Source organism: Trebonia sp., assembly GCF_030042015.1.
Classification (GTDB): domain Bacteria; phylum Actinomycetota; class Actinomycetes; order Streptosporangiales; family Streptosporangiaceae; genus Trebonia.
Window position 1 is genome coordinate 1 of the sequence record NZ_JASIAL010000072.1, and the last position, 17,440, is coordinate 17,440.

Annotated in this window: 15 protein-coding genes; 12 read left to right on the forward strand and 3 right to left on the reverse strand. The window is 64.9% G+C overall.

Features of this window, described 5'->3' with window-relative positions; all coding sequences use genetic code 11:
- From groEL to Q1N79_RS03565, 7 genes are all read left to right on the forward strand, one after another.
- A partial coding sequence (groEL, locus tag Q1N79_RS03535; RefSeq protein ID WP_300604267.1) for a chaperonin GroEL occupies positions 1–1,056 on the forward strand: 1,056 nt, incomplete at its 5' end.
- Between the two features lie 127 nt (positions 1,057–1,183).
- Entirely contained in the window at positions 1,184–2,674 is a 1,491-nt protein-coding gene (guaB, locus tag Q1N79_RS03540) for an IMP dehydrogenase (protein WP_300604270.1), read from the forward strand.
- 43 nt (positions 2,675–2,717) lie between these two features.
- The gene (locus Q1N79_RS03545; RefSeq protein ID WP_300604308.1) at positions 2,718–3,836 is read left to right on the forward strand and encodes a GuaB3 family IMP dehydrogenase-related protein; all 1,119 of its coding nucleotides are present in this window, start codon (positions 2,718–2,720) and stop codon (positions 3,834–3,836) included.
- A 26-nt stretch (positions 3,837–3,862) separates the two neighbouring features.
- A complete protein-coding gene (trpS, locus tag Q1N79_RS03550) occupies positions 3,863–4,867 on the forward strand; it encodes a tryptophan--tRNA ligase (RefSeq protein WP_300604272.1) in 1,005 nt (334 codons plus the stop codon).
- A gap of 292 nt (positions 4,868–5,159) precedes the next feature.
- Positions 5,160–6,740, forward strand: a complete 1,581-nt coding sequence (locus tag Q1N79_RS03555; RefSeq protein ID WP_300604275.1) for a methylmalonyl-CoA mutase — start codon at positions 5,160–5,162, stop codon at positions 6,738–6,740.
- Between the two features lie 12 nt (positions 6,741–6,752).
- On the forward strand, positions 6,753–7,916 hold the full coding sequence (locus tag Q1N79_RS03560) for a glutamate--cysteine ligase (RefSeq protein ID WP_300604278.1): 1,164 nt from the start codon (positions 6,753–6,755) through the stop codon (positions 7,914–7,916).
- Between the two features lie 676 nt (positions 7,917–8,592).
- Positions 8,593–9,507 (forward strand): hypothetical protein, encoded by a 915-nt coding sequence (locus Q1N79_RS03565; protein ID WP_300604282.1) that lies wholly within the window; start codon positions 8,593–8,595, stop codon positions 9,505–9,507.
- Between the two features lie 174 nt (positions 9,508–9,681).
- Here the strand turns inward: Q1N79_RS03565 and Q1N79_RS03570 are convergent, their stop codons facing one another.
- The gene (locus Q1N79_RS03570; protein WP_300604285.1) at positions 9,682–10,197 is read right to left on the reverse strand and encodes a TIGR02391 family protein; all 516 of its coding nucleotides are present in this window, start codon (positions 10,195–10,197) and stop codon (positions 9,682–9,684) included.
- A gap of 307 nt (positions 10,198–10,504) precedes the next feature.
- On the opposite strand from Q1N79_RS03570, the gene Q1N79_RS03575 reads away from it, so the two are divergent.
- The 3 genes from Q1N79_RS03575 to Q1N79_RS03585 all read left to right on the forward strand — a co-directional run bounded on the left by Q1N79_RS03575 (position 10,505) and on the right by Q1N79_RS03585 (position 14,275).
- Positions 10,505–11,065, forward strand: coding sequence for a DUF4145 domain-containing protein (locus Q1N79_RS03575; RefSeq protein ID WP_300604288.1), 561 nt, complete (start codon positions 10,505–10,507; stop codon positions 11,063–11,065).
- 886 nt (positions 11,066–11,951) lie between these two features.
- Positions 11,952–13,400, forward strand: a complete 1,449-nt coding sequence (locus Q1N79_RS03580; RefSeq protein WP_300604291.1) for a hypothetical protein — start codon at positions 11,952–11,954, stop codon at positions 13,398–13,400.
- The gene (locus Q1N79_RS03585; protein WP_300604294.1) at positions 13,397–14,275 is read left to right on the forward strand and encodes a DNA adenine methylase; all 879 of its coding nucleotides are present in this window, start codon (positions 13,397–13,399) and stop codon (positions 14,273–14,275) included. Before Q1N79_RS03580 ends, Q1N79_RS03585 begins: the two co-directional genes overlap by 4 nt.
- Before the next feature lie 535 nt (positions 14,276–14,810).
- Here Q1N79_RS03585 and Q1N79_RS03590 read toward each other — a convergent pair.
- Entirely contained in the window at positions 14,811–15,050 is a 240-nt protein-coding gene (locus Q1N79_RS03590) for a winged helix-turn-helix domain-containing protein (RefSeq protein ID WP_300604297.1), read from the reverse strand.
- A 91-nt stretch (positions 15,051–15,141) separates the two neighbouring features.
- Here Q1N79_RS03590 and Q1N79_RS03595 point away from each other — a divergent pair, with 91 nt between their 5' ends.
- On the forward strand, positions 15,142–15,366 hold the full coding sequence (locus Q1N79_RS03595; protein WP_300604299.1) for a hypothetical protein: 225 nt from the start codon (positions 15,142–15,144) through the stop codon (positions 15,364–15,366).
- Between the two features lie 184 nt (positions 15,367–15,550).
- Positions 15,551–16,093, forward strand: a complete 543-nt coding sequence (locus Q1N79_RS03600) for a hypothetical protein (protein ID WP_300604302.1) — start codon at positions 15,551–15,553, stop codon at positions 16,091–16,093.
- On the opposite strand, the gene Q1N79_RS03605 is transcribed toward Q1N79_RS03600, so the two are convergent.
- The gene (locus tag Q1N79_RS03605) at positions 16,007–17,260 is read right to left on the reverse strand and encodes a hypothetical protein (RefSeq protein WP_300604305.1); all 1,254 of its coding nucleotides are present in this window, start codon (positions 17,258–17,260) and stop codon (positions 16,007–16,009) included. The two genes, Q1N79_RS03600 and Q1N79_RS03605, sit on opposite strands and share 87 nt — an antisense overlap.
- Positions 17,261–17,440: the final 180 nt, after the last annotated feature.

Genomic DNA, 17,440 nt, shown 5'->3' on the forward strand with positions numbered 1-17,440 from the left:
GGCATGCGCTTCGACAAGGGCTACATCGCGCCGTACTTCGTCACCGACCCGGAGCGCCTCGAGGCCGTCCTCGAGGACCCGTACATCCTTGTCGTCAACTCCAAGATCTCGGCCAACAAGGACCTGCTCCCGCTGCTCGACAAGGTCGTGCAGTCAGGCAAGCCGCTGGCCATCATCGCCGAGGACGTCGACGGCGAAGCCCTGGCCACGCTGGTCGTCAACAAGATGCGCGGGCTGTTCAGGTCCGTCGCGGTCAAGGCGCCCGGCTTCGGCGACCGCCGCAAGGCCATGCTCGGTGACATCGCCATCCTGACCGGTGGCCAGGTCATCAGCGAAGAGGTGGGGCTCAAGCTGGACAGCGTCGACCTCGACGTGCTTGGCCGCGCGCGCAAGGTCGTCGTGACCAAGGACGAGACCACGATCGTCGACGGCGCGGGTGACGCGGACCAGATCTCGGGCCGGGTCAACCAGATCCGCACCGAGATCGACAACACCGACTCCGACTGGGACCGCGAGAAGCTGCAGGAGCGGCTGGCCAAGCTGTCTGGCGGCGTCGCGGTGCTGCGCGTAGGCGCGGCAACCGAGGTCGAGGTCAAGGAGAAGAAGCACCGCGTCGAGGACGCCGTGTCCGCGACCCGGGCCGCGATCGAGGAAGGCATCATCGCCGGCGGTGGCAGCGCGCTTGTGCACATCGCGAAGCAGCTGGATGACCTCGGTCACATCGGCGACGTGGCGACCGGCGTGTCTGTCGTGCGCAAGGCGCTGTCCGAGCCCGCCCGCTGGATCGCGCTCAACGCGGGCCAGGAGGGCTCCGTCGTGGTGGCGAAGATCGCCGAGCTGCCCGCCGGGCACGGCTACAACGCCGCCACCGGCGAGTACGGCGACCTCGTCGCGCAGGGCGTGATCGACCCGGTCAAGGTCACTCGTTCCGCCGTGCAGAACGCCGCGTCCATCGCCGGCATGCTGCTCACGACCGAGACGCTTGTCGTAGAGAAGCCGGAAGAGGAGAAGCCCGCCGCAGACGGCCACGGCCACTCGCACGGGCACTCGCACTAGACGGGGTGCCGGTAGCTCCTGGCGCGGGGGTCACAGCAATGTGGCCCCCGCGCAGCCGTTAAGTAGGATGGGCGATATCCCACCGTTACCAGCTGCTCCATACGCAGCGAAGAGCCGTGAGGGCATCATGAGCGAGTCATCGAAATTCTCCCCGGTAGGCCTCACATTCGACGACGTGCTGCTGCTGCCGGCTCATTCGGAGCTGATGCCAAGCGAGGCGGACACGAGCAGCCGGATCACCCGCCGTCACCGGCTGCGCGTTCCGCTGGTCTCGTCGGCCATGGACACCGTCACCGAGGCCCGGATGGCGATCGCGATGGCGCGCCAGGGCGGCGTCGGCGTCCTGCACAGGAACCTGTCCATCGAGGAGCAGGCGCAGCAGGTCGACCTGGTCAAGCGGTCCGAGGCGGGGATGGTCACCGACCCGGTCACCTGCGGTCCTGACGCGACGATCGGCGACGTGGAGCGGCTGTGCGGCCGGTACCGGATCTCGGGTGTCCCGGTGACCAGCGACGACGGCATCCTCCTCGGCATCGTGACCAATCGGGATATACGATTCGAATCCGATCATTCCCGGCGAGTGGCCGACGTGATGACGTCGATGCCGCTGGTTACCGCCCCGGTCGGGGTGCAGCCGGAGGAGGCGCTGCGGCTGCTCAAGCAGTACAAGGTGGAGAAGCTGCCGCTCGTCGACGAGACGGGCAGGCTGCGCGGGCTCATCACGGTCAAGGACTTCACCAAGAGCGAGAAGTTCCCCAACGCGACCAAGGACGCCGGCGGGCGGCTGGTCGTGGGGGCGGCCGTCGGCGTCGGCGAGGATGCCAAGCGCCGTGCCCAGGCGCTCATCGACGCGGGCGTGGACTTCCTCGTGGTGGACACGGCGCACGGTCACCAGCAGTCGGTGCTGACCATGGTTGCCCAGATCAAGGCCAACGCGGACGTGGAGGTGATCGGCGGCAACGTGGCCACCAGGGCCGGGGCGCAGGCGCTGATCGACGCGGGCGCCGACGGCGTGAAAGTGGGCGTCGGGCCGGGCTCCATCTGCACCACCCGGGTCATCGCCGGGGTCGGCGTCCCGCAGGTGACCGCCATCTACGAGGCGTCGCTGGCGGCGCGCCCCGCCGGGATACCGCTCATCGGCGACGGCGGATTGCAGTATTCGGGTGACATCGCCAAGGCGATCGCCGCCGGCGCGGACACGGTGATGCTCGGCAGCCTGCTCGCAGGCTGCGAGGAGAGCCCAGGCGAGATGGTCTTCGTCAACGGCAAGCAGTACAAGATGTACCGGGGCATGGGCTCCCTCGGCGCGATGCGCAACCGCGAGCGCGGCAAGTCCTACTCCAAGGACCGGTACTTCCAGGACGACGTGCTACGCGAGGACAAGCTGATCCCGGAGGGGATCGAGGGGCAGGTGCCCTACCGCGGCCCGCTCGCGGCCGTGGCCGAACAGCTGGTCGGCGGGCTGCGCATGGCGATGGGCTACTGCGGCGCGCGGACCATCGGCGAGCTGCAAGACGCCAGGTTCATCCAGATCACGGCCGCCGGCCTGCAGGAAAGCCACCCGCACGACGTGCAGATGACGGTAGAGGCGCCGAACTACAGCGGCCGGAAGTCGTGACGGGCGGAGACCGGGTGACCGACGTGGAGATCGCGTGACGGACATGGAGATCGGGCGCGGCAAGGCCGGGCGCCGGGCGTACGCGCTCGACGAGATCGGCATCGTCCCTGCGCGCAGGACGCGCGACCCGGAGGAGGTGTCGATCGCGTGGCAGATCGATGCCTACAGGTTCGACCTGCCGCTGATCGCCTGCCCGATGGACAGCGTGGTCTCGCCCGCCACGGCCATCACGATCGGGCGGCTCGGCGGCCTCGGCGTGCTGGACCTCGAGGGCTTGTGGACCCGGTTCGACGACCCGGAGCCGCTGCTTGCCGAGGTGGCCGCGCTCGGTGAGGAGGCGGCCACCCGGCGGCTGCAGGAGATTTACGCCGCGCCGATCAAGGAGGAGCTGATCGGAGCGCGCATCGAGGAGATCTCGCGGGCCGGCGTGATCACGGCGGCGCGGCTGTCGCCGCAGCGCACCGCGCGGTATTACAAGGCGGTCATGGACGCGGGGGCGGACATCTTCGTCATCCGCGGCACCACCGTGTCGGCCGAGCACGTCTCCGGCCGGGCCGAGCCGCTGAACCTGAAGCAGTTCATCTACGAGCTCGACATCCCGGTGGTCGTGGGCGGCTGCGCGACCTACACGGCCGCCCTGCACCTGATGCGCACGGGTGCGGCGGGCGTTCTCGTCGGCTTCGGCGGCGGCTCGGGGCACACCACAGCCGCGGTGCTCGGCGTCGCGGTGCCGATGGCCACCGCGATCGCGGACGTGGCGGCGGCCCGCCGCGACTACCTCGACGAGTCCGGCGGCCGGTACGTGCACGTCATCGCCGACGGTTCGATGACCCGCAGCGGCGACATCGCCAAGGCGCTGGCACTGGGCTCGGACGCCGTGATGGTGGGTTCGCCGCTGGCACGCGCCGAACAGGCACCGGGGCACGGCTACCACTGGGGCAGCGAAGCCAACCACCCGGAGCTGCCCCGCGGCGCCCGCGTGAACGTAGGCACGATCGGCACCATGGAGCAGATCCTGCTCGGCCCCTCCACGGTCCCCGACGGGTCGATGAACCTCATGGGGGCGCTCCGCCGCACGATGGCGACCGCGGGATACACGGACCTGAAGGAGTTCCAGCGGGTCGAGGTCGTCGTCACGCCCCCGGGGACGCGATCGCGCTGAGCCCGTTCCCACTAGACTTCCTGCCCATGGGCAACCGTCGCGTATTCTCCGGCATCCAGCCGACCGCGGATTCGTTCCACCTCGGCAACTACCTCGGCGCCGTCCGGCAGTGGGTGGACCTGCAGGAGAGCCGTGACGCCATCTACTGCGTGGTGGACCTGCACGCGATCACGGTGCCGTACGACTCCGAGGCGCTGCGGCGCCGGATCAGGGTCGCCGCTGCCCAGCTGCTCGCCGCGGGCCTTGACCAGGAGCGCTGCATCCTGTTCGTGCAGAGCCAGGTGCCCGAGCACGTCGAGCTCAACTGGGTGCTCGGCTGCATCACCGGGTTCGGCGAGGCGAACCGGATGACCCAGTTCAAGGACAAGTCGGCACGCGGCGGCGCCGACCAGGCGTCCGTGGGGCTGTTCACCTACCCGGTCCTGCAGGCCGCCGACATCCTGCTCTACCAGGCCGACGAGGTCCCTGTGGGCGAGGACCAGCGGCAGCACCTGGAGCTGTCCCGCACGCTGGCGCAGCGGTTCAATCACCGGTTCGGCGAGACCTTCGTGGTGCCCGCGCCCTACATCCTGCCCGCTGTGTCCAAGATCACCGACCTGCAGGATCCGACGAGCAAGATGAGCAAGTCGTCCTCGTCCCCCCAGGGGATCATCGACCTGCTTGACGAGCCAGCCGTCATCCGGCGCAAGATCGCCCGCGCGGTGACCGACGCCGAGTCGGTCGTGCGCGCGGACGAGGCCGCCAAGCCCGGCGTGACGAACCTGCTGCGGATCTATTCGGCACTGTCCGGCGACCCGATCGAGTCGATCGCGGCCTCCTACGGCGACTCCGGCTACGGCACGTTCAAGAAGGACCTCGGCGAACTCGTGGTGGACACGTTCGCCCCGATCAGGGAGCGGACCGCGAAGATTCTCGCCGACCCCGACGCGCTCGACGCCGTGCTCCTCGACGGCGCCCGCCGTGCCCGCGTCATCAGCCGCGAGACGATGGCCGCCGTCCGCGGCCGCTGCGGGCTCCCGCCGCTCTCCTGAGGCTTCCGCCGTACCGGCGATCCGGGGCGAGCCCATCACTCGCACCGCGGGCACCACGTGTACCGGTGGTGCTTCCGCCGCGCCACCGCCCCGGCTCCTGATAAGTCACACGGCCCCTGGCATGTGACTTCGCACACTCCATGACCATTTTCGCGCCCGGAATGACCGATTTGTCCATGCACAGAGTGTGCAAAGTGACACTTGCGGGACTGCCGGGACGCCAGGGAGGCCGCCTGGCCGCCCCGGTAGGCTCACCCTCCCGCGCCAGGGTGTTCCCACGTACGCTGAGCGCATGGAACTGTCGTCTGAGTCCGGACTGCCGGTTGCCCCGGTCTACGACCAGGACATGCTCGCGGAGTTCAACCCGGACGTACAGCTGGGCGCGCCTGGCCATTACCCGTTCACGCGCGGTGTGTACCCGGACATGTACACGAGGCGCCCGTGGACGATCCGCCAGTACGCCGGGTTCTCCACGGCCAGCGAGTCCAACAAGAGATACCACCAGCTGATAAGCAACGGCACTACCGGGCTGTCGGTCGCCTTCGACCTGCCCACGCAGATGGGCTACGACTCCGACGCGCCGCAGAGCCACGGCGAGGTCGGCAAGGTGGGCGTGGCGATCGACAGCCTGCACGACATGCGCACCCTGTTCGACGGCATCCCGCTTGAGGCCGTGTCCACGTCGATGACGATCAACGCCCCCGCCGCCGTGCTGCTGCTGCTGTACCAGACGGTCGCCGAGGAGCAGGGCGCGGATCCGGCGACGCTGAGCGGCACGATCCAGAACGACATCCTGAAGGAGTACATCGCGCGCGGTACCTACATCTACCCGCCGCGCCCGAGCCTGCGGCTGGTGGCCGACACGTTCGCGTACTGCAAGAGGGAGCTGCCGAAGTGGAACACGATCTCCATCTCCGGCTACCACATGGCCGAGGCGGGCGCCACGCCGGTCCAGGAGATCGCGTTCACGCTGGCCAACGCGAAGGAGTACGTCAGCGCCGCGATCCGCGGCGGCCTTGCGGTCGATGAGTTCGCGCCCCGGCTGTCGTTCTTCTTCGTCGCGCGGACGACGCTGCTCGAGGAGGTGGCGAAGTTCCGCGCCGCCCGCCGCATGTGGGCGAAGATCATGAAAAACGAGTTCAGGGCGCAAGACCCGAAGTCGCAGATGCTCCGCTTCCACACGCAGACAGCGGGCGTGCAGCTGACCGCGCAGCAGAAAGAAGTCAACCTGGCGCGGGTGACGATCCAGGCGCTCGCGGCCGTGCTCGGCGGCACCCAGTCACTGCACACGAACTCCTATGACGAGGCGATCGCGCTCCCCAGCGAGAAGGCCGCCCGGCTGGCGCTGCGAACGCAGCAGGTCATCGCGGCCGAGACCGATCTGACGAAGACCGTGGACCCGTTCGCCGGCTCGTACGCGATCGAGTCCATGACCGACGACATCGAGGCCGCCGCGGCCGAGCTGACGAACCGGATCGATGAGATGGGCGGCGCGCTCGCGGCGATCGAGCGGGGCTTCCAGAAGTCCGAGATAGAGCGCTCAGCTTACGAGATAGCCAGGCAGACCGACGACGGCGAGCGCGTCGTCGTCGGGGTGAACAAGTACACCGGCGGCGACGAGGAGCCGTACGAGCCGCTCCGCGTGGACCCCAGGATCGAGGAGGCCCGGGCGAGGGAACTCCAGCGGATCAGGCGCAACCGCGACAACGCTGCCGTCCGCAAGAACCTGGACGCGGTCAGGGAGACGGCCGAGGGGACCGGCAACGTGCTGCCGCCTGTCAGGGACGCGCTGCGCGCGGGGGCAACCCTCGGCGAAGTCTGCGACGCGCTGCGCGAGGTCTGGGGCGTCTACCGCCCGCCGGACGTGCCTTAGCAGAGGTTTGCCATGACGATCGAGTGGAACCCCTCACCGGGCCCGACGCTTGGCGTCGAATGGGAAGTGCAGCTCATCGACGCGCAGACGCGGATGCTCAGGCAGGACGCGGCCACGGTGATGGCCGGCCTGCCCGGCCTGGCCGAAAGCGGCGAGCATCCCAAGATGCGGCACGAGCTGATGCAGTCCACCGTGGAGGTCGTGACCGGGATCTGCGGCACGGTAGCCGAAGCCAAGGCCGACCTCGACGTGACGATGAAGGAGCTGCAGCGCACCGCGGAACCGCATGGCATCGTCCTGGCCGGCGCGGGCACGCACCCGATGAGCGACTGGCGGGACGCGAAGATGGCGCCGAGCCAGCGCTACTCCGAGCTCGTCGAGCAGATCCAGTGGCCGGCCCGCAGGCTGCAGACGTACGCGGTCCACGTGCATGTGGGGCTGCGCGACGAGACCCGGGTCATGCCTGTGATCAACGCGCTGGCCGTCTACCTGCCGCACTTCCTCGGGCTGACCGCGTCCAGCCCGTTCTGGTCAGGAATCGACACGGGCCTGGCCTCGACCAGGTCGGTCGTGTTCGGCGCCCTGCCGAACACGGGCCCGCCGCCCGGGCTGCCGGACTGGACGCACTTCGAGCAGTACATGGACACCCAGCTCCGGGCGGGCACGATCCGCACGATCAAGGAGGTGTGGTGGGACATCCGCCCGCACCCTGACTTCGGCACCGTCGAGGTCCGGATCGCCGACGCCGTTCCGACGTTCCGCGAGATCGGGATGGTGGCGGCGCTCGCGCAGTGCCTGGTGCAGTTGTTCGACTCGCAGCTGGACCGCGGCTACCGGCTGCCCGTGCGGTCGCAGTGGGTGGTCAGGGACAACAAGTGGCGCGCGACCAGGTATGGCCTCGACGCGATCGTCATCACCGACGACGCGGGCGCGACCGCGCCGCTGCGGGACGAGATCTACGAGCTGCTGCGCGAGCTTGAGCCGATAGCGTGGCGGCTCGGCTGCGCTAATGAGCTCGCGGTCGCCTCTGAGGTACTGGAGTGCGGCGCCTCCTACGAGCGGCAGCGTGCCGTGTACGGACGCTACGCCGACCTGACCAGCGTGGTCGACGCGCTGGTCACCGAGTTCGCCGAGGACAGGTTCATCCTCACCGAGAGCGGAAGGCACCGGGGCTAACCCCAATGCCGCGAAGTTCAGGGGCTGCGCCGCCGGTCCCTCGCGTGGATGTCATCTGATCAGGTGCCGGTGATGTGCGGGTGAGCGGTGGGCGGGGGCGCGGCAGGCTGGCTTGGGGCCCGGGCGGTTGCCCGGTGGCGGTCTCAGATACTGGGACGTCGTCGGAGACTTAGGACCTGGGCCGCAGGTTTATTGTCCGTTTTGTGTAGATTCCCGGCTGCCGTTCGGGCCCTATGTGCGCGCGGGTCAGTAACACGCAGATTTACCTGCCCTCGCGAGCGCCATCATCATCATCATCATCATCGCCGCCGCCGCCGCCCTGCGGCTGCGCCGCTGCCCGAAAGCGCGCCCGGCGGCAGCCATCCAGCAGGCACAGCACCTCCCGGGAACCGGCATGGACCATGATCATGGGTCATAGGAGGCCGTATAGGACCTCGTGCCAACAGCGAAAAAGTGGGGCCGATCCGTCGGCTCGCCATCGAGGCGATGATCCAACTCTGACAACCTGCCAAGGCGAACGGCCGCCCCGAGCCGGAAGGAGAGGGGCGGTTACGCCATCCTCCCAGGAGTCGCACCAGGACCGTAGGTTTCGAACCGCGGCACAACACCCGTCGGCCCCCAGGGTGATCATCAGCGACATGTCGATCTCGCTCGCTCGCCTTATGCTAGCGTCCTTATGGACCATAACGAGGTGGTGTCACAGAACCGGGCGGCTCTGCGGGCGACCGTCGACTTCGCTGAAAAGCGGCTAGGAACTTTGGTGTGGGAGCCGGTGACTGGGTCCGAGGCCGCCGCCGAGCTGTCGAGCACGGAAATGCGGAATGACGGCTCCCCGTGGGGTAATAGGCCGCTGAGAACCGCCTACGCGGCGGCCAACCTGATGATGCTCGGCGTCGTCGATGATCTCAAGAGTCTTGAGCGGCTGCTGGTCGATCCAGTGCCGGTGATCGGGCCGACCGTCCTAGCTCGTTCCGCGATCGAGATCGCCTCAGGAGCTTGGTGGCTCGCGGAGCCGGGAATCGGTGCGCGACGCAGAGTGTGCCGGGAGCTTGTGTTGAGCCTGACAAGCGCACGCCGAGCTAAGCAGATCGCCGACGAATATGCGGAGAGCTTCCAGCAGAGCGGCGACCCGACCCCGGTAGAAGTCGCCTTGATGATCGCCGAAGCTCGCCAGCAAGAGTCTACGATCTTGCAGCGGATCGCCGAACTAGCCGTCGCAGCACCCACCTCGGGCCCCCAGATTGAGAATGAGAAGGCCGATTCAGCTACGGATGCAACGGCCAAGATGTTCAAAGCGCTGCAGCCGACGAAGCTGCCGGCAAATCTGCCGACCAAGATCTTTTACCGGACTTATTCCGCCGTAACGCACGGCCAGTTCTACGGGCTGACGAACTTTATGACGCCCGCCATGCAGCCGGACGGAACACCGTTCTGGCAGTGGGGGCCGAATTCCGAAATCCTGGACAGCACGATCCAGATGGCGATCGCGGCATTCAGCGAGACCTACCGGCGTATTGCCACCGTGATGGGCTGGGATCGTAAGGATGCCCAGCTCTGGGACGCCGCGGTACACGCGATTTACAATACCTAACGCCGAAAAGACCAGTCGGGGGCGGAGCAGCAGGCCCGCCAACAGGTCCCGGGACTGCCGAACCTGTACGACGCGCCCGGCACCGGAACGAGCCAAGGCGAAGCCCTGCCCCTCCGCAACGGTGGTTCCCTGAGTGCCCCAGCAGGGCTCTCAAAGCAAGTAGTGGCGTCGGCGCTATTGATTCACGCGGGCCTCGACCCGGTCCAGGATTCGCATGAGCAGGGAGGCAGTCTGGACGGCGTCGGCTGCTTCTGAGACATCGTCGTAGTTCACTTCTCGGTGCCCGGCCGGGTTGCGCAGGATTGCATACGCGCCTGCAAAGAGTGCTCGCGTGCCTTCCTGCTTGCCCTTTGAGATGGAAGGATCTGTGAGCTTTCCCGTCGGACCGAAAGCTTGGTTCATCAAGTCGACGCCGAACACGGCATCGGGAAACCCGCCGAGCTGCCGGACACGAACCTCGACAGCCCTCATAGATGCGAAGACTCCCAGCTCATACTTCCCTATCAAGAACTGGGGACGAGCCTCCCGCTCGATCCGGGGATGAATCCCACTTTGAAGACGTTCAGAAGCACGAAAGGCGGTCGGGCCTTCGGCAGCCACCCGTCGACCGGTACGCGTGATCGAGATGGCCGCGTCCGATGTCTGTCCAGGTGTCCTAGCAATCAGTGCGCGCGCACGGAGCCACGCCATCGCCTCGGTGATGGCTAGCGCCGCCTCCCCTGATAGCCGCTGCGCTGCACACCGAGCAGGTAGTTGTACTCGTTCCACTCGCCGGTCCTGAGGAGATCACTCAGAACGAGAAGTCCAAGTTGGTCTACCGGCATGTCAAGGACTTGGTTCGGGGTAAGATCGATCACGAGCCCCATTCTGCCAAACTGGAACGGCGCCCGACTCCACGGCGAATCCGCGCGGTTCCCACGATCCGATCCCGCGAACCACTGTGTCTGATGTGATGCGTCCGCTATTCTCAGCAGAGCAGAGGGGAGGGTAAGGCTAGATGAGCGCGCCAACCGAGGTACTGGCGTACGTCCAGACATTGGCATGGCCAGCCGTAGCGGTAACTGGATTTATTATGTTCCGGAAGCCGATTACGAACCTAATCCCGCGGATCCGGGAGATATCAGCAGCGGGCGCCTCCGTTAAGTTTGGTGAAGAGGTCGCCAAGCTGTCCGATAAGGCCAGCTCACTGGCTGAAGGCGTCATAGCGAAGGCACCCGGATCTCCGCAATTGCCGTCGCCGCCTCGCATCGTTGACCCGACGATGCTTTTCCTTGAAGCATACGGCCAGCTGGAATCTGCCGCGAAGGATGCCGCTCCGACAGCAGGAATCAAATATCCGAACCCGAACCCCGTGCAAGTTATCCGCAGGTTGGCGGAGCAGGATTTGATACCGAAAGACACCGTAGCGGTAGCAGACACGCTACGGAACATCCGGAACGAAGTTGCCCATGGCGTGCGTCCTCTGGAACCCGTAGACGCGGAAAATCTTGCTAATACGGCTCGTTCTCTGGCCCTCATTTGCCTAGCGGCGATTCCCAGATCGAATAGTATGGTCTAAACGAAGACCGCTTTCAAGCGGCCATTTATGCGGACCGCACAGTCCTCGGTCAGTGATCGCATAGCGGTCGTATAGGGCCTTATGCTAGCAGCGAAAGAACGTGACAGACACGGCGGCTGACCGTGGGAGCCACGGTACAGCTCTGACCTCTCAAGCGGTGACCAGACTGCATCGGCGGTGCGGGGCGTAATCACCCGGTGGTTCCGAGCTTTGTTGCTCAGTCCCGAGCGTGGGCGCCGGGGCGTACCCTGCCGGGCACACCCCGGGCATGTTTGTGGTGCCGGACGGCGCCCCAACCGAAGATCAGCGCAGCAGGGGTGGAGCCCCCGGCTCTGCCACGGCGGCACCCGGTCGCCTGAAGTTGTACGCCCATGTCAGCCTCAGAATCCAGGGCGTTGTGGATCGCTTCGAGGAGCCGACCCGGACGCCACACAGTTACTCGGCTCAGCCTGAAACGCTGCATGAGCTGCCGCGATAGCGTCCCGATGGCCACGTCCGTTCTTGGGCCTGCTCCGGGTCATGGTCCGACCGGTACAGTGTCCCAGCGGCACTCTGTACTGGTAAGGACCAGGAACCCGGCTATCTCTTCGTCGAACTTGAAGGCGTTGGCCGCGAGGTCATCCATCGAGCGCACCGGCCCAGAGGTTGGGTATTGATTCGTCACTCCAATGCCGCATCCAAGCCGAGACGCAACTTCTGCTGAGTGTCTGGCATGGCCACCTGCGTCGAGTAGATCACAGTTACACGACACGAGACCAAAAGTCCTGGGTTAGGCAAGCAGTTATGTTAACATCCGGCCATTGCCAGACATCCCCTAGATGACACACTGGTGACGTAGTTAGAGCTATACGTCCGGTTGAAGGCCGAACTAGGATCGGAGTGGACCATGATCGACATGTCGACGTGGAACGATCTTCAGGCAGATGTTATCGACAATCTTCGACTTGATCCACGCAACGTTCGCCTGGAACTACCGCTACATGATGTTCCCGAGACTGACATCATCCGCGATCTGTTTGCGAATGAGAAGGCTTTCAACCTTGTTGAAGCTATTGCAAGCGTCGGTTACCTGACACATGAAGTGCCGATCGTCGTAATTCGCGACGGAGAAATGGTGGTTGTAGAAGGAAACAGGCGGGTTGCCGCGTTGAAGGCTATCCAAAATCCTTTTCTCGTACCTGAATATAGGGTAAGGATAGCGAAGCTGGCGGAGCGGATTCCGGACAGGGATGTACTCAAGAAAATTTCCGTAAAGCTTGCCCCGAATCAAGATGAAGCGGACCAGCTCATTGCCGCCCTTCACACCGGAAATCTCCGGCTGCCGTGGAGTCCTGCCCGACAGGCTGCATTCTTTCAAGCTCAGATCGACTCTGGAAAGTCTCTCAAGCAGTTGCTAGAGCAGTATCCTTTGATTGACGTAAAGGACTTTGTCATTCGGAGTCAGATGGTCAATCTTTTCCGGTCCGTTAGATACAAAGATCCCGACCTAAGAGATTACGTCTATCTTCGCCGCTTCCCTCTCTCGACTCTGGCGCGCCTTTATGAGAATGCCGAGTTTCAAGACCTTGCGCACATCGTGGTCAATGAGCCCGAGGCGACGGTCACTATTAAACGTGGCAAACGTCAATTCGCCAGGCTCGCGGAGAAAATAATATCAGATATCAAAGCAAAGCGAATCGATACACGTGTTCTCAACTCAACGAACAGTTACTCCTACAAGAAGTACATGGATGAGCTTCGCGACCTGATCAATGACTCGGACGCCGACGAGCCAGACGAGACTGACGAAAGCGCCCAGGATGGAGGGACGACCGGACAGGGCACTGGCGGATCTAGCGACAAAACCGGAGGGCCGGCAGACCCCGACGAGAAGAGCAAACCAAAATCTGGCTCCTCGAATTACCTGGATCTCGAAGGGATAGATCCGAGCGGCTTCCCTCCAGCTATTGGATATATAGCAACAGAACTCTCGCTGATAAATGTTAACCGCTTCCCGAATGCCGCATTTGATCTTCTGCGGACATTTTTGGAGAAAACTATAAAGGCATATGCGGCCAGCCTTGGCCAAGACATAAAGAAGGGCTCTAATTCTACAGGGTATGTCTATCTCGCAAACGCGCTCGTCTGGCTCGAGGAGCACGTCAAGTCGACCGGCCACACGGCTCTTATCCAGGTCGTCCAGAAGGTTCGAGGTGGAAAGGTCGAAGGATACGTGTCCTCCAAGAGTCATATGGATGCGATTAACCACAATTACGAAATTTTCGCCACGCCCACCGAGGTAAGAGAGGCTTGGAATACCATGCGCGCCCTTCTACTCTACATGCTCAAGCCGTGACTGGGCTAAGAGGAGGCAGGGGGGCCCTTAAGCGGCCGGTACTGTCTCCGTTGCGGTACCCGGGCGGCAAGAGCACTCTTTACCAAAACCTGTTGTCTGTAGTTAGAGAGAACAATTTGACGTCCGGCACATATGTCGAACCATACGCTGGGGGAGCTGGGGCCGCTTTGGCTCTCCTCATAACTGGCCAGGTTCAACATATAGTAATAAATGACCTCGATCCTGCAATATTTGCGTTTTGGTGGGCTGTAGTAAATGAGCCAAGCGCGTTCTCAAGGCTTATCGACGACGCAAAGCTCGACATGCATGAATGGGCTAGGCAGAAAGAGATATACCTCACTGCGGATCGACAGGACTACATGGGACTCGGGTTTGCTACTTTTTATCTGAATCGAACGAACAGATCTGGCGCTCTCAATGGCGGTGTAATTGGCGGGGTGAAGCAGCAAGGTCGATACAAAATAGATGCCCGGTTTAATAAGCCTGCCTTGGTTGAACGGGTTCGACTTGTGGGAATTCACTCCAAGAAGATTGCACTTCTAAACATTGACGGCCTAGACGTAATTGCTTCTTATGCCGATCGGCCTAAGGTATTGATATATGCCGATCCGCCCTACTTCGACAGATCCGGTTCTCTGTACTTGAACTCTTTCACACCGGATGATCACTGCAAACTAGCCTCCGTACTCAATCTGCACGCTCAGAGAAACTGGCTTCTAACTTATGACAATGTTCCTCAAGTCCACGCGCTGTACGCTTCTCGGCGGCGGGAACTCATCTCCTTGAATTACTCCGCTCACCGTGTGGTCAAAGCTCAGGAGGTAATGGTATTTTCGGACGCTCTTGTCACCGAATCACTCACCACTCTGTTCTGATTTTGAAATTATCCATCTTCCTTATCCATCTTCCTCATACGCGCGAATCCGGCGGCTAGATAGACCGGCCGACACCCCGTCGAGTCCCCGGCTCATGCTGCTGGGCGAATACCTGAACCCGCTGTGCAGCGCACCCTGGCCGTCTGCGCGGTGCCTCGCGGACGGCAATTTCTCAGAGCATCGTGTGGGGGGCGAGGCGGCCGCACCGGCCCCCCACACGACGACCGCCCGCACAGCGGTCGGCAGGCGGCCAGACAGCAAGGCGCGCGGCCGTGCGGGGGCTGTCCGCCTCCGTGCTGCTAGCGCGTTCCCGCTGACAGCGGGAACGCGCGGCTGCGTTGCGTCTGCGGTCTTCCCGACCTCACCCCCTCAAAGAGGCAAGGTGGCGAGGTCGGGAACCCCTCCGACTCCACTACGCCACAAAAGTCAAAATCAAGAACCTGAAGATCAAAGTCAAAGGCACCACGGGCAGCGGACCAGCGCCAGTGGGCGCGGAAGCTGCAAGCACGAGCACGCCGTGCCCGGGCATGGGTGATTAAATGGCTGGCTTTACAAACGTTCCGCGTCCGTGAACGGTGATGATCAGGCCTTGTTGCCTGAGCACGTCCATGGCGTGTCGCACGGTAGTGTAGGCGACCCCGTATTCGTCGGCGAGATCGCGTTCGCTGGGCAGCTTCTCGGTGATCTCGCCGGCCGTGATCCGCCGCGCTACGTCGTTGGCTACCTGGACGTAGGCGTACTGGTCGCCGAATGGGTCTACCGGCTTGGCTGGCACGAGATCAAGATAGGTGTGCTCTCTGACCTGCCCTAACTTAGCTAGCTCTGAGAGCTATGCATGCTCTGTATGCTCTGCTAGCCTGTCTGTTATGACCGCACCGCTGGCCGCCCAACCGGTGACCATTCCAGAGCACCGCAAGCCCGCTGACATCGACTCACCGGAGCTGATCGCGATGTTCCGGCACGCCCGTGCGCTGCTGGATTCCACCCCTGGCGCCCAGCTGTCACGAGGACTGGCCAACTTTATGTGGGCCGCGCGCCATGAACTCAGGCGCCGGGGAGAGTGCGACGACGAGTACCTCTACAGCGCCTGAGAACCGGCGCTCAGAGGTATCCGCCTGCGAACCCGCCGGCCCCTACACCTTTGCGTGGCGTAATACCCCTGTAATGCCGTGTGCCCTCCGGCTACAGGGCGCGCGTGGCACGATAAGGGCATCTTCGCCCGGGCGCGGGCGGGTGCCGTAGCGAGGCCGGCCGTTTGATGCGGGGTGGTCTGCGGTGCCCGTGGTGCAGCCGGAGACGGCGCGGCGCCGGTCTGATGCAGGCACGGTCCGGCTGTCCGGCCGGGACGTGGCCGGGCTGATCTTGTGCGCCGAGCAGTACGCCGCTCCCTATGACTTGCTGGCCGCCGGGCTTGGCGTGCGCCCAGCCCGGTTGCGGGGGATCGTGGCCCGCTGGCGTGCCGCCGGCTACGCCGCCACCGGCACGCTAGGCCCCGGCCCGGCGTGGTGCTGGCTGACCGGCGCGGGGATGGCCGCGTGCGGCCTTGGCTATCTGGCCCGGCCGCCGGCGCTGGCCCGGCTGGCGCACATCCGCGCCGTCCTTGCCGTCCGGCTGTGGCTGGAGTCGGGGCAGGCGTACGCGGACGGCCGGGCGTGGTGGCGGTCCGAGCGGCGTATCCGAGCCGGGCTGCCGTCTAACGCGGACTTCCGCACCGGCACTTGGACCCTTGGGTCATGCGAATTGGAAGCGGAGGTGGCGTCCGCCCCACCAGGGGACGGCGGTGTTGTCGGGCAGGGTGGCGTGGCGGAGGACGGGTGAGTAGGCGCGGCGGTTGATCTTGACGGTGATGCCGGTGCCGTCGTTGGTGATTTCGCCGGGGGTGCCGGGGAATCGCCGCTGGAGGGTGCCGGGTGCGGCGTGTGCGTAGTTGCCGGGCAGGCGGAGCCGGAACGCGGCGGGCAGGGCCTGGGCCAGCACGCAGAGCACGACGTCGAGGTCGGCGTTGAGGTTGACCGCGCTGGACAGGGCGCCGGCGCAGAATGCCCGGATGATCTCGGCCAGCCGCTGCCCGATGGTCATCCGGCGGGCGTAGTGCCCGATGAGCGCCTTTGTCCTTATCTCCTGATCGTTGGTGATGATGACGGTGGGGGCGTCGCGGCCCAGGCCGGTGACGGCCAGCTGGCGGATGGTGCCTGGGTAGCTGGTCAGCGTCTCGGCGGGGTCCTCGTGGACCTTGGGGCGGTTGCGCGGTCCGGGCCGGCTGAGGGCCACGGTCGTGTAGTCCGCCGGCGCTAGTGCCTTGATGTGGCGCATCAGGGACGGGGAGCGCATCCGCAAGGCGGCGAACTTGACGCCGCGTTCGTCGAGCTCGCCGGGGATGGCCTGGGTGGTGACCTTCTGGTCCATGATCAGCATCTTCGGGTCGGTGCCGGAGACGGCTTTCCAGTGGCCGCAGAAGGCGATGGCCTCGCGGGCCCGGGTGGCCTTGGTGAGGCCGGCGCTGGCGTAGACGAGGTTGCGGGTGCCAGTGTCCTGGGCGAAGAAGGTCAGCACCGGGCGGGTGCGCTGGGACCGGGTGGGGACGTAGTGCTTTTCCGGGGCGGGGTCCTCGCCCCAGTGCATGACGGCGTGGAAGCCCAGGCCGAAGATCGCCTCGCTGCTGGCTGCCAGGCCAGCGGCGATCATCTTCTTGTCCAGGGCGGCCAGCAGCCGCCGCTGGTGGCCGTGCGAGAGCCGGTAAGAGTAATCGGTGAGCGCCGTCTTCTCCGGCAGGATCGGCAGCCCGGCCAGAAGCGCCGGGGCAGGGTCAGCGAGCAGGTCATCGACGTGAGACACCCGCCGGGTCGCGGTCAGCTTGAGCGCGAGCAGCGGCAGCAGCCAGGACACGGCCGGGATGACCCGGGTGCCGGGGTAGCCGGCGGCATCAGCCAGCGCGGGCAGGTCCAGGGCGATCAGGTCCGGGACCGCGAGCAGCAGCCCGGCCATCGCGGTATGGGCGCGCGCCGGGAGGGCAGCGGAATCGATGACCGGCGCGGCCGGGAGCTTGTCAAATCGTCTGTGTAAGCTAAGGCAGTTGTTGTCCTTCTGTTACCTTTGCTGCGGGTGATCAGACAGGGACGCGGTCGCCGAAATGGACGGCGAATGCGTTCAGTGCTGCTTTCCAGC